This is a genomic window from Pseudovibrio sp. Tun.PSC04-5.I4 (assembly GCF_900104145.1).
In the GTDB taxonomy this organism is placed as follows: Bacteria; Pseudomonadota; Alphaproteobacteria; order Rhizobiales; family Stappiaceae; genus Pseudovibrio.
Map to the genome: position 1 here is coordinate 22,705 of NZ_FNLB01000001.1, position 13,099 is coordinate 35,803.

Genomic DNA, 13,099 nt, shown 5'->3' on the forward strand with positions numbered 1-13,099 from the left:
TGTTTTTGCCTCTACACGAAAGTGATGATTGCGATCAGACCAAGAAGCCCAAGAGCTTCTGGCCAGGTGAAGAAAAAGCCGAATGCCTGATCGATGCGCATTCGGCCCATGGAAGCGCGCAGCAAAGTGATGGCAACCATGGCAAACAGTGTTGTTTTGCCCATCATCACAATCAGACCGAGTATTCCGTCAGGCCCGTTGGGGATGAACAACACAACACCAAGAACAAGCACCACCAGCCGTTGCATAGCCTGCATCAACTGCAAGTAGGCAAGCGGTGGGCCGGAGTACTCGATCAATGGACCTTCCAGAATTTCTGTTTCAGCCTCTGCGATATCAAACGGGCCGACGCCCAATGTAGCTGGCAGACACGCAAGGTAGGTGAGAAGCGCAGGCCACATCAGTGGCTCCAGCAACAAAGGACCATTGGCTTTCTGGTAGGCAACAATTTCGCTGAGCGAGAACACCGCAAATGAACCCGTGGATTGACCTACGAACACCGCTACTGATGTCAAAGCAAACAGCAGCGGGCCTTCATAAGCCAGGATCAATGACATTTCTCGGGAGAAGCCCAAAGATCCATAGACAGACCCGGAAGATGACCCCGCTAGCATGATTACGATACCGGGCACTGCAAGGAGATAGAGCAGAACCAGCAAGTCGCCCCCTATTGAAAGAGAGCTCCAACCTGGAATTGGCAGAAGGCACACGGCCAGCACCATGGAAGCCACACCAATCAATGGCACTCCCAAAAACAACGGTTCATGAGCGTCATTTGGAATCAGGATCTGTTTCTGCAACAGCTTTGAAACATCGTAGAACGGCTGGACAAGAGGAGGCCCCTGCCGCGCCTGCAAACGCGCAATCAGTTTACGATCCACGCCTTTCAACAGGAGGCTGAAAGCAACACCAAAGAAGCTTGCAGCTAGAACTGAGGCAATTGCCTCAATGGGGAAATAGCCACTCATTTGCCGTCTCCTCGAACAAACAGAACTTTGCGGATCAACCGGTCTGGCGTTGCGTAAAGATTTCCGGCAGCAACCCGTGTCTGGTGCGGTCTGATATCTACACCGCACGTGTGTGCATGAACTCGTCTGACAGGTAGGCCTGACAGTTTCATCAGGGACCACCCAAGAGCCATGACCGCCAAAAGCGGGATCATCAATGCCAACGGGTGCCAGCCATAAAGGCCGGGTAATGGCCCAAACCAAGTTGCTTGCACAGGTTCAAGGCCCATTGCAGCTTGCAATCGTGACACCGGTACAAGTAGGAGGCCGGGGAAGATGCTGATCATCAGGGACATTGCATTCATTGCCAGCATTGGTGCCAACATTGTCCAGGACGCCTCTGACATTTTCTCTGACTGAGGTGACGGCGCACCCATAAACGCAGCGTGAGCAAATTTAAGTATGGCCGCCAAAGTTGTCAGGCTCGCCCCCATCAACATCAAGGCAATGAACGGATGACCAGAAAGCATTGCACCTTCATAAATCAGCCATTTAGAGCCCAGTCCATTGAACGGTGGCATGCCAGAAAGAGACAACCCGGCAAACAGGAACATCGCAAAGGTGATCGGCATGCGTTTCGCTAACCCGCCAAGATCATCCAGAGAGGTTACATGGGCTTGGGCAAGGATAACGCCAGCTGCAAGGAACAATGTATTTTTGAGCAGAGCATGGTTGGCAAGATGCGCCAGACCGCCTGCAACACTAAGCGAGTCCCCCAGTGAGAGAGCACACATCACATAGCCGAGCTGAGCAACGGTGGAGTAAACCAACAGACGTTTGATGCCTGTTTGAATAACCGCCATCATGCCGGCGTAGAGCGCTGTTACGGCCCCAATAATTGCCAGAGAGTAGCTGAACGGATCCAAACCGGACACGACCCCAAACCGACTTGCAAGAACCCCGGTTCCAATCAGGAAGAGAAACTTAAAAGCGAACAAAGGACCGCTTTTCAAAAGCACAGCGGAGATATAGCCAGAGACAGGTGTTGGTGCTGTTGCCGGATGCATCTGATAATCTACCCGCACAGTCAGCATGGCCGCTTTCATAGCCACGCCCAACAAAACACTTCCAAGCCCCAACCCAAGTTGCCACAAAGGCATTGTCTGTGCAGCGGCACGCACACTGTCAAAGTCCAGAGCTTGGGCCCCAACAGCCAACATGGCGACACCAAAGAACAGGAAGCTCGCCCCGATCATGTTGAACAGGAAATATTTGAAGCCTTCTTGCAGAGCCTCCTTGGTTTCATCGTGAATAATAGCGAAGTAGAGCGTCCAGCTGCTCATGATCTCCCAGAAGAAGAAAAAGCTGAACAGGTCGTCGGCCCGTGCCATGCCGATGAGGCCACCTATCATCAAAATGAAGCTGGCCAAGAACCGCTCGATCCGATGCCCGTGATGCTGAAAATAGCCAATGGTGTGCAAAATATTGAGCAAGCCCAGACCAGTGACAATCACCACGAACCCCAGAGACAAAGCCCCAAATTGTGCCCGCTCAATGTACAGTGCCAGAATTGCACCAACCATTGTCAGTACGGCCAAGACCCCCGCAAGGGTGTCGGAACGACGACCAAGCACGTAAATGACAATAGCACCAACAGCACAAGTTATGGCGGCAAGTGGCCACGTCACATCCAATGTGAGGGCAACACCTTTTGCTCCAGTCACCCATTGACCTGCCTCAGTAGCAAGGCCGAGGAAGTACTCAGGAGCAAGGCCACTGACCACAAGCGCTGCGGCCAAGACCACTAACGGCAGTTGCATCAAGAGTGGTGCTGCGCTCACAGGCGCTGATGTTTCCTGGACTTTATCAAACAGGATAACCCGGATCAGGCGGCCATAGTAAAGAACACCAATCACCCCACCCAGCAGAAGCGACGCTGCGATAACAGGCATCCCCGCATCCATGCTGGCGTAGATCATCATGAACTTGCTGTAAAAACCCGCGAATGGCGGCAACCCCATGATGGCCAATAGGCCAACTGTAAGCATCACGGCAGACACCGGCATGGACCGGCCAATACCAGCGAGATCAGAAATCTGACGCGATCCGGCCCGGTAGATAAGAGCACCTGCCCCAAGGAACAATAATGTCTTCATGAAACCGTGGGTCAGAATATGAGCAAGACCAGCGGTGGCGGACAGTGTTGTCGCTAACCCGATCAACGCCATAATCTCGCCCACCTGAGCGATGGTGGAATAGGCCAGCATCCGCTTTAGGTCAGTTTGACGCCACGCCATGATTTCACCATACAGCAACGACAAAACGCCGATCAGGCTGATGGTCAATCCAAGTCTGGGAAGGTTGACCAACGCAAGACCAAGCACAATCAATTTAAAAGTGCCAAGCATGCCTGTTTTAGTCAGGATGGACGAAAGCGGAGCAGACACAGGAGACGGTGCTGCAGGGTGAGCAACAGGCAACCAACTGTGCAGCGGCACAAGGCCAGCTTTCACAGCAAAGCCAGTAAAGAGCAACAACCCGATCATGGTTGCAGTTGTTGTATCCAGAGCTGCGGCGTGCGCATAAACCGCCTCGAAACTAAAGCCTCCAGCTTCAAGTCCCAGCCAGACAATACCCAACAGCATCACGTAGGCACCACCCACGCACATAATGAAATAACGCTGACCTGCTGCAAGAGCTTCCTCAGACCGTGTCTGAACGATCAGCAGATAGCTGGACCAGGTCATCAATTCCCAAAACAGGTAGAAGGAACCGAGATCCTCTGCCACAGCTAGGCCGATCAAACTACCGCTCATCAAAAACAGGAAGAAGAAGTAAAGCCGTGTATCGCCTTCATGACTCATATACGCGACTGAGTAGATGGTGACAGCCACCATGACAGCTGCAAACAACAGCGCGAACAAATAGGAAAGTGGGTCGACACCTGTTGCAGTAGCAACTATTCCTAGGGTCACAATTGCTAACGTAATAGCCACGCCATCACGTGCGCGGGTCGAGATAAATCCGAGAGCCAGAATGACAAACGCGCCCGCATAAGGCAACGTGGACAACATAGGCCACGGCCCTTCCACATGGGGCATGCGTGCAGTTAGTTGGAAGATAACCGCCGCGATTTCTGCCACAGGCTCTGGAAAGAAATTCATCAACGCGGTGAGCGCTCCCAGAACCAGCAAAACCGCATTGCTGACCAGCCAGATGCCTGTTCCACTTTGGGTTTTCGGGGAACTCACGTTGACAGGGTTTGCAAAGCAAATACCTTGAATGAGCCGGATCGCGTAAATACTAGCCAGAATGCTGGCAAGTGTTGCGCAAACAGCCAGAACCCAATAGCCCCCGGCCACAAGTTCATTGACGATCAAGAAACGGCTCATCGCCCCTTTGAACGGTGAAAGCCCAAGCAGGGAAAACATGCCAAACGCAAACAAAACACCGTAAAGCGGTGTTGTTCTGCCTGCGCCGCGCAAATCTTTTAGTTGCCAACCACCGGCCTTTGCCGCCATGCGGGCCGCAACCACTATAACCAGCAAGCGCATAATGGATTGGTACACAATGTGCATACCTCCGCCCAACTCACCGGTTTCACTAAGCGCAAAACCAATGAGGGCGAACCCGATTTCTGCAATCGTTGACAGGACCAAAACCCGTTTGAGATCACGCCAGACCAGAAGTGCAGCGATCTCACCCAGCATCAAAATGGTGACACCGAGATAGGCCATTATTGGTTGGAACAGAGATGGTTCAGAGACGTGCATGATCTACCTGACCTTCTGTTCGTAAAACCGTGAGTTTGGTGCCAAGCCAGTCCAACCAACTTTCCACGCCTTCGCCGGTTTTGCTTGAAAGCGTCAGAATTTCAGTCTTTGGGTTGATCCTTCGAATGCAACGCCGAGCGGTGTCCATATCAAAGTCATCCAGCACAGGAAGAAGGTCGGATTTGGTAATGAGGACACAATCAGCCGACTGGAACATGACAGGATATTTTTCCGCCTTGTCAGCCCCTTCCGTGGTGGACAGCAGGACCACATTAAGGTGCTGGCCCAGGTCGAAGGTTGCCGGGCAAATCAAATTACCCACGTTTTCAATAAACAGCAGGTCCGCACCTTGCCACTGCAAATGGTCTAGCCCCTTGGCCACCATTCCCGCTTCCAGATGACACGCCATGCCAGTGGTAATCTGATAGGCTTGCACACCGTGCGCGCGGATGCGATCTGCATCATTTTCCGTTTCCAGATCGCCCTCAATCACCGCCATCTTTGCAGCTCCGAGGCGAATTGCAGTTTCTTCCAAAAGCCGGGTCTTGCCGGAGCCCGGAGACGACATCAAGTTCAGGCCTAAAGTGCCCTGCTCGGTCAGTTTCTCGCGAACAGCCGCAGCCGTCTGGTCATTTCTCGCCAGAATATCTTCCAGTACTTCAACTTCTAAAACCGGGTCGATCACGTAATCTGCTGTCGATGGTCCAGTGTGTTGGTGTTGGGGTGCGCAGCCACAGTTTCCACACATGTCAATTATCCTTGTTTCATTCTGAAAGTGCGGAGCCAGAAAGGGCTTCGGCTACAGTGAGAAGAAGCAGTGTTGCTTCCTGCATTTTGGATTTGGCGACGCCCAGCTGGTCTTTCAGTTGCTCGTTTGGCAAATGCGCAGACTGCATAAGCTGATCCAGCTCATCTTCATGACCTTTCAAATGATCAGCCCAGTGCAAGATGAGTTTGCTGGTCCGCTCAGTGGTGGACACCACCGCCGAGTTCGTCCTCTGTGAATGGCTATGCATGGGGCTGATCTTTCGTAGCAAAGGTAGCGATATAGATTTCACCTTGCGAGCAATCGACACCCACTATGGTTTTGCCCGGCAGATGTTTGGTTCCGTCCAAAAGCGTCTCAACCACCAACCCGTCTGCTGTTGTTTTCACTGCAGTAATGTTTTCAAACCGTTGGTTCTGACCCTCGTCATCGAGGCAATTAATTTTCATCAGGCACATGGGTGTTCGCCTTCGCGTTTATTTTTGCACCCAGAGCCTGAATTCGGGATTGGATGTCTTTGATTTGCGACAGAGGGGCGTCGTCCTGATCGAAAGGAGACAGGTCATTTAAATCCGCTGTTCGGATCGCATCACTCAACTGAATACCACCCAGAAAACGTTCATTTGGCAAAGCGTTGGAGAGGAAGTCCATGTCCGCACTATCGCGCAGCTTTGACCCCACATAAGCTAGGTTTTCGATGCCCAGATCTTTGGCTAAGCGCTCAATTTGTGCAGCTGTTTCCAAGCTGCGGCGGCCGGGCTCCACAACGATGATCAGCAGATCAACGGCCTCTGCCGTGCCCCGACCCAGATGTTCGATGCCCGCTTCCATATCCATCAGGACAAGGTCATTTTCTTTCAGCAGAATATGGTTCATCAACGCACGAACAATGGTGTGCTGGGGGCAAACGAAACCAGATCCACCATGACGAATAGAACCTAAAGACAGAATTCTGATGCCCTCGTGTTTGATGGACAACGCTTCGGGCAGATCATCGACGGTAGGATTTAGAACAAAGAAGCCGCCATACCCGCTGCCATGGCCGGTGCGTTCAATGGCCAGATCTTTCATATTGGCGATAGGAACGAGTTTCTCACGGTTTTCGGGACTAACCCCCAAAGCACCAGCCAAATTCGCATCAGGATCCGCATCGATCGCGAGAACTCTCATGCCTTCTTTCGCAAACGAGCGGGCCAACATACTTGTCAAAGTTGTCTTCCCAACACCGCCCTTGCCCGCAACTGCTATTTTCATTAGTTCACCCGCATTTTTAGATTGCTTTCCAAAGAGCTCGGTCTTAGTTGGCCACTTCACTTCAAAACAGGAGGGACAGAAAGCTAGCTTCCTGCCCGCCCTGATTCTTGGCTAAACCTAGATTCCAAGCCCTTTGCGGCGTTCAAGGATCGCCTCATAGAGAGTTTCAGCTGCGGAGATTGGGTCCGGATCAACGACGAAGTACCCGCCGAACAACTCCTTGGTGGTTTCAGTGACCAGCTCGACCACTGCGTCAGAACCCATAATCTGTGGGATATTACCGAGATGGGTTGGGAACCCGAGCGCTACAGACCAACTGCCGATTGCGACAGCCTTTTCAGCCATAGCCTCTGGTGCACTTGCGACGACGGGCAGATCAGAAAGGTCAACGCCCAGCTTTTCAGCAATCGCAGTGGCAAGCATCACAGCACGGCTGTTGTCAACGCAAGAACCCATATGGAAGACCAGCGGGAGTGGTCCGTTGAGGCCAGCTGCTTCGCCCAAAGTGGTCAAAACAGATTTGAGGCCCGGTCCGGCAAATTCCTCGACGGCTTGCTGAGACATCAAGCCATCTTTTGCAAATGCACCAGCACCACACCCTGTTGCCAGTAGAAGAACATCACGCTTGGCCAGTTCACGGCCCATCTCTTTGAAGTTCCTATCCTGATCAACTTGGGTCGTGTTACACCCAGCAAAAAGAGCAATTCCTTTGATCTGACCGCTCACGATTGCATCAATCAGTGGCTTCAGAGGATCCTCAGCGTTGAGCCGTTCCAGAACTTGCATGATGGCTTCAGTAGAGAAACCAACGATGCAGGTCTCTTTGCTATCCGGGATAAGGACATTGGCAGGATTACGGCGTGTGTATGCATCCAGCGCCAGCTTCACAATGCCTTCAGCAGCTTCACGTGCGTTGTCTGCATGAACACTTCTGTGAACGGCACCCGGGATCTTGTTTTCATCATGAGTGGTAATGATGACCGTATGGAAGTTTTCCGCGACGCTTACGATGCCCGGCATGATGCATTGAACGTCAACCACCATTGCATCAATGGCTCCTGTGACCAGAACCATTTCCTGACTGAGGTAGTTGCCCGCCATTGGCACACCATGGCGCAGCATGGACTCATTCCCCGTGCAGCAAACACCAACAATGTTTATGCCGTCTTTAGCGCCAAGCGCTTTTGCCTGTTCTTGCATCTGGCCGGCAATCAGACAAACAGCTTCGGCAACCAGCGGGTTATGACCATTGACGGCGATGTTGACCGAGTTTTCGTTGATTACTCCGAGGTTCGCTTCGCTGACGATTGGGCTTGGAGTACCAAACAAGATGTCAGACATTTCCGTTGCCAATGCCATGCCATCAAAATCACAAAGTGCTGCACGAATGCCACCCATGACAATATTTGCAGGGTCCGCATCACAACCAACTGCGGTACGTGCAACAGTTTGACAAACAGCCATGTCAATATTTGGCGCAAGAACTCCCAGTTTCTGCAAGCGGTCAATGCGTTTTTGCGGCAAAGTCACCCGCAGCCAGTTCATGACATTGTCATCTTCCTGGTTGCCGAAATCATCATAGGTGGCGTCTACAACATCGCTGGCAACGCTCATGATGGCGCGGCCTTCTGTTTCAATGCCCATCCGCTTGGCACAGGCCAGCAATTTGGCTTCGTCTTTGATGTTATAGATGTCTGTCACTTCACCACGCACGATCTGGCGCATTGCGTGAAGAATATGACGACCGTGCTCGGAGTGTGCGCCGGCACCGGCTGCCATCATACGCGCCAGTTGGCGAGCCACGATGGTGTGACGGTCAGCTCCACAAATACCAGTTTGCGGGCCCGCACCAAACGGATCAATCCGGCAAGGACCTTTCCAGCAGAAGCGACAGCATAAACCAAGTGTTCCGAAGCCACATTGAGGCTGTTGCTGCTGATACCGGTCGAAGACTGTTTCGATGTTGCTTGTCGCTGCTTTAGAGATCATCTCTTGCACAGCTACGTCTGAAGATTTTTCTCGTTGGTCCATTTTATTTCGCTTTCTCACGCATAGAGCGATCGTCTTCGTTCAGCGATGAACAACTTGAGCAGAGAGAATCCTGCGGGGCACCCGGCTTCAGTTCTGCAAGGAGTTTGGAAAGGCCGGAACATCTCGAGCATGCCCCCATAGCTGACCCCGTGTTTGATGCTGCACCCCAAAGAGGAGGGAATTTTTGCTTGGTGTTCTCTGCTTTTTCAGTCACTGATCCGCTCCTGTGCGGTTGCTCAGAATGTGAAGAAGATTGATTTGTGGGCATTGGCGATTTCGGCGGCACGTGCTTTGCTGCGTGCTGTGCGATACTCGTATAGGTCAACCAGTTTGATGGCCTGTGTCGGGCAAGCCTGCTCGCAGGCCGTCTGAGTTTCGCCTTTTTCTTTACGCCAATCGTTACAAAGGTCGCACTTCATGGCAACGCCGTTGTTGGTTGCGCTGCTACTGTCTGAGTCAGGTTTTTTCTCAACCGAAATCACACCAAACGGGCACACCATCGTGCAGAGCTTACAACCGATACAGCTTTGCTCGGTGATCGACACTGACCCAAGGCCCGTTGCCTGTCTCAGTGACCCAGTTGGACACACCTTAGTGCAGGGTGCGTCTTCGCAGTGGCGACACTGCATCGGCACATTGGAATCCCCAACTTTGACCACATGCGTTCGACTGACAGCGCCCTTTAATGCTTCCACATCAAACAATGATTTAGCGGAACTGTGCGCCAACGCGCAGGAAAATTCGCAACTATGGCACCCGAGGCACTTGCCCGGATCCACATAGATAATTTTATTCTGAGATTTATTTCTCATGATTTGGCTTTCTCTCAACCGTGTCATCGGAGAAAATGTTAGGTTCAATTGTGAAGGATAGGTTTTGCGAGAATTCTCTCAACTTTGAGCTCACGACCAGACAGGATCTCCAGATCGGAGCCCGAACAGAAATCGCATTTAAAGTGAAATCATTTGATTTCGGTCTTACCGCTACAGGACCGGCAACGGACTGTGACAGGAACCTCACGAGGTTGCAGTTTTGCATTTTCGCAAAGTGTCCCTTTGGCAAGGGCAGTAAAACACTGGACCAGCAATTCCGGTTCAATAGCCTTCAGCTTACCAATGACCACCTCGATACGATCCACTTCGGCATCTTTCAGATCCCCCATCGCCGAATTTGCGATGCGTAAAATGCTCATTGCAATGCTGGCTTCATGCATGATGCTTGCTCACCTAGTCCTCTACTCACCAGGACTGATGTACTCCTCTCCCCTACTCCCAAAGTCGAGAAGTCAGTCTAGCTTGCGGCCAAACTGGTGAAGTGTGAGCATGAGCTTGATGACCTGTATCAAAAAGGCCCTCAGCGGCATTCGTCGTTCATCAAATGCGACTAATTCTGCACAAAATGCGACTGAGAAAATCACGAGTAGCGATAAAAGGAAGTGATAAATCTGGAGTAATTAACTCACGTATTGTAGTAATGTAATAGTTGAATGTAACGATTGACCGTCGCCATCAAGAAGATTTTGAATTTCACGGGAAAACAACCTAGAAACAAACTTGCTGTAAGCCATTTTGATTGTAATCAATGTGACCTTGATCTTAACAAGTAATCCAAGTGCGACTTCAAATCACATTGCACAACTACAAAGATAGAAGATATGTGACAATGGAAGGAAACTGGAGTTTAAGCCCATGACGCACCACTTACTCGTTTCAGAGTCTGTGCCTTCTGCAATGATACTGTAGGTCTCCCGAGCATGTTGACCTATACCTATGATCTTCCCCTTGTCATGGCGTCGATCCTGATTGCGATCCTTTCTGCATTCACGGGTTTGGCGCTTACCAATGGCATTTCAGAGCTCTCCAACAACAAGAAGAAGCTCTCCATCGGCATGGCCGCTATTGTGCTTGGTGGGGGGATTTGGTCTATGCATTTTGTTGCGTTTCTAGCACTACAATTACCAGTTTCCATATACTACGACCCGTTATGGACGCTCAGTTCTGTGCTCATCGCGATTTTGATGACCTGCACCTCTTTGCTGATCATACATTTTGGAAGCCGCAACCCGCGCAACACGATCATTTCGGGTTGTTTCCTAGGGTATGGTATCGTCACCATGCACTACATTGGAATTCTGGGCATTCAGGGGTGTTTGCCCGTATTTGATTATACAAATCAAATTTTTGTCGTTTTGATTGGCCCGTTAACGGGCATTCTGGCTATTTGGGCCGCCTACAAACAACGTGCGCGATTCAATATAATTCTTGGCGCCACAATATTCGGCTTATCCGTCTCTCTTGTGCATTATCTGGGATTGTATTTGACGAACTTTGCCATACTGCCGGTCGAGGAGCCTATCGTTATGGCCTTAGACAACGGTGAGTTGGCATTTCTTGTTATTATCTCTGCCTTTACAATTTGCGCAGCGTTCCTCCTCACCGCAACAACGTTTCTCGTGCCCGAGGTGTCAATCGCACAGCAGGTCCCTCAGCCAGATATCACGGTTGCAGCATCGCACAGCGACGGCGCCTACGAAGACCCTCCTGTGATGGATGTGGTGGACTTAGAAAACAAAACCTCTCCTCTTGCACCCACCCCGCAAAATACTGTCCGGGTCCCCGTCGAAAAAGATAACCAAATCACTTTTTTAACGGAGGAAGACATTGCCGCTGTTCAGGCCGAAGGGCATTATACTTTGCTGCATACACCTGCAGGCCGCTTCTTCTGTTCCTGGTCCATTTCAGTTGCTCATAGCAAATTGCCAGACAACTTCATTCAGACACACCGTTCCTTCCTAGTGAACATTAAACATGTCCAGGGTTTCACCAGGAACAAAGACAACGGCAAGTGTCTATTTGATACCATTTCATCGCTAACCTCGGTACCCGTCAGCCGCTCCCGCATCAATGAAGTAAAAGCAGTTCTGGGCCTTTAACAAAGGTTGTGTCGCAAAATTTAGTCGATTTCCAACTCTGATCGCTTCGCTTACCACCGGCACGCTCGGAATTCACGGTTCGAAGTTTGGTGAGTTGATCAGTTTTAGACCGTGTTGCTAGCTATCCGATACAGCGTTTCCTTGAGCGCTGATCAGTGGTTCCACATCCGCATTGCAGATTTTGGGTGTTGTCACGTTAAGCTGGGTTTGGTCGCAAAACCAAATAGAACGCACTTCATGGGTCAATCATGGCAGCCATTTTCCATTGAGCCAAAGAGCTAATTCGATAAAAGTGAGTGTCGATTGAAGAACGTTTATCGCGAGGTCAAACGAGGAGATTACGCAGGCCAGAGAAGACAGCCACAAACCTTTGCAGCATCCCGGTGATTTATGCCTCCGCATGCACTCTCACGTTTCCGCGGGGGCATATGTGAGTTCTCAGCGCGTTGTTCTAGCCTTTGTGAGAGCGGTGCTCAACATCAGGCATGACCCCGCGTTTTGCGGCACCATAGGACCCAAGCTTGTCGGTGATCATCCGCTTTGGAGCTCCACCTTGGTTTTGTCAAAAGGCGGGTTAGCAAACGCTTGACGGTCTTGAAGTTGCGCCGTTTCTGAAGGATTTCATCGAGGATATATCCATGTAATGAATGAACAGAGCATTTCTCTGCCCTTTCACTTTAAAGAGGATGGTGAGGAAGAAGACGTGTACGATCTGCTGCAGGCCGGTGTGGAAAATGGTTTCACGGTAAGCACTTATGCCACACCGCGCCAGATGGAACCCGACTATGATCCCACTACAGAAAAGCTGGGACCACCATTGGCAACCTACACTGCCCCAACAGCGAGGACGCGCCTGCAGGCTACTCTGCGCAATGTGACGGAGGCCTCTGCTCTACCAGTACTCAAGGGCGGGATTTCCTGGGTATCAGGCCAGTCGAGGAAGATGAAATTATCTATTCCTGTCCCCCGATAGCCAGCCCTTCCAAGGGCTTTCAGATATCCGGCCCTTGGAGTGTGCTCCGGATGACCGCATCTGATGGCAAGTGCTGCGATAAGTCGTTCCATGATAAGCTCTGTTCGGTCAAAAATGTCAATTCCACTGGTACGGGGCTTATGGTTGACGCGCCCTTAGGAGTCGCCAAATTGCTTTCGAAAAAGCTGGATGGCCAGACTCCGGGCATTAACCGCTGCGTATTTAAATAGGCAGCAGGTGCATCAGGTCGGAATTTGGCCGATCCAAAGTAAGCCTGACACCGGAATAAAAACACCTTAACCTGCCCATTGTCGGCAGGTTAGGTTCAAAACCCTCAAATCAATCTGTAATTATCACGCTTCATGCGTGCATCAACAATTTATAAATGATCGACTTTGAGTTGAACTGTGTCTCAGGTTGGAT

Annotated in this window: 11 protein-coding genes; 2 read left to right on the forward strand and 9 right to left on the reverse strand. The window is 51.1% G+C overall.

Annotation, left to right across the window (positions count from 1 at the left end; translation table 11 throughout):
• Positions 1 to 11 precede the first annotated feature (11 nt).
• The 9 genes from BLS62_RS00120 to BLS62_RS00165 all read right to left on the reverse strand — a co-directional run bounded on the left by BLS62_RS00120 (position 12) and on the right by BLS62_RS00165 (position 9,984).
• The gene (locus BLS62_RS00120; RefSeq protein ID WP_093174837.1) at positions 12 to 968 is read right to left on the reverse strand and encodes a respiratory chain complex I subunit 1 family protein; all 957 of its coding nucleotides are present in this window, start codon (positions 966 to 968) and stop codon (positions 12 to 14) included.
• Positions 965 to 4,720 carry a proton-conducting transporter transmembrane domain-containing protein gene (locus tag BLS62_RS00125; RefSeq protein WP_093174841.1) on the reverse strand — a complete coding sequence of 1,252 codons (3,756 nt, stop codon included), beginning with the start codon at positions 4,718 to 4,720 and terminating at the stop codon, positions 965 to 967. Before BLS62_RS00125 ends, BLS62_RS00120 begins: the two co-directional genes overlap by 4 nt.
• The gene (gene hypB, locus BLS62_RS00130; RefSeq protein WP_093174845.1) at positions 4,707 to 5,468 is read right to left on the reverse strand and encodes a hydrogenase nickel incorporation protein HypB; all 762 of its coding nucleotides are present in this window, start codon (positions 5,466 to 5,468) and stop codon (positions 4,707 to 4,709) included. Before hypB ends, BLS62_RS00125 begins: the two co-directional genes overlap by 14 nt.
• Positions 5,469 to 5,484: 16 nt before the next feature.
• On the reverse strand, positions 5,485 to 5,736 hold the full coding sequence (locus tag BLS62_RS00135) for a hypothetical protein (protein WP_143521457.1): 252 nt from the start codon (positions 5,734 to 5,736) through the stop codon (positions 5,485 to 5,487).
• Positions 5,729 to 5,935, reverse strand: coding sequence for a hypothetical protein (locus tag BLS62_RS00140; RefSeq protein ID WP_093174855.1), 207 nt, complete (start codon positions 5,933 to 5,935; stop codon positions 5,729 to 5,731). Before BLS62_RS00140 ends, BLS62_RS00135 begins: the two co-directional genes overlap by 8 nt.
• Positions 5,925 to 6,800 carry an ATP-binding protein gene (locus BLS62_RS00145; protein WP_143521459.1) on the reverse strand — a complete coding sequence of 292 codons (876 nt, stop codon included), beginning with the start codon at positions 6,798 to 6,800 and terminating at the stop codon, positions 5,925 to 5,927. Before BLS62_RS00145 ends, BLS62_RS00140 begins: the two co-directional genes overlap by 11 nt.
• 57 nt (positions 6,801 to 6,857) lie before the next feature.
• The gene (gene cooS, locus BLS62_RS00150; RefSeq protein ID WP_093174864.1) at positions 6,858 to 8,771 is read right to left on the reverse strand and encodes an anaerobic carbon-monoxide dehydrogenase catalytic subunit; all 1,914 of its coding nucleotides are present in this window, start codon (positions 8,769 to 8,771) and stop codon (positions 6,858 to 6,860) included.
• A 236-nt stretch (positions 8,772 to 9,007) separates the two neighbouring features.
• Entirely contained in the window at positions 9,008 to 9,583 is a 576-nt protein-coding gene (locus BLS62_RS00160) for a 4Fe-4S dicluster domain-containing protein (protein WP_093174874.1), read from the reverse strand.
• A gap of 149 nt (positions 9,584 to 9,732) precedes the next feature.
• Positions 9,733 to 9,984: a hydrogenase maturation nickel metallochaperone HypA/HybF gene (locus BLS62_RS00165; protein WP_093174879.1), complete on the reverse strand. Its 252-nt coding sequence runs from the start codon at positions 9,982 to 9,984 to the stop codon at positions 9,733 to 9,735.
• Between the two features lie 540 nt (positions 9,985 to 10,524).
• On the opposite strand from BLS62_RS00165, the gene BLS62_RS00170 reads away from it, so the two are divergent.
• Together BLS62_RS00170 and BLS62_RS31495 are read left to right on the forward strand one after the other, a co-directional pair.
• Positions 10,525 to 11,703 (forward strand): MHYT domain-containing protein, encoded by a 1,179-nt coding sequence (locus BLS62_RS00170; RefSeq protein ID WP_093174883.1) that lies wholly within the window; start codon positions 10,525 to 10,527, stop codon positions 11,701 to 11,703.
• Between the two features lie 643 nt (positions 11,704 to 12,346).
• Positions 12,347 to 12,676 carry a hypothetical protein gene (locus tag BLS62_RS31495; RefSeq protein WP_208990610.1) on the forward strand — a complete coding sequence of 110 codons (330 nt, stop codon included), beginning with the start codon at positions 12,347 to 12,349 and terminating at the stop codon, positions 12,674 to 12,676.
• The last annotated feature ends 423 nt before the right edge of the window (positions 12,677 to 13,099 follow it).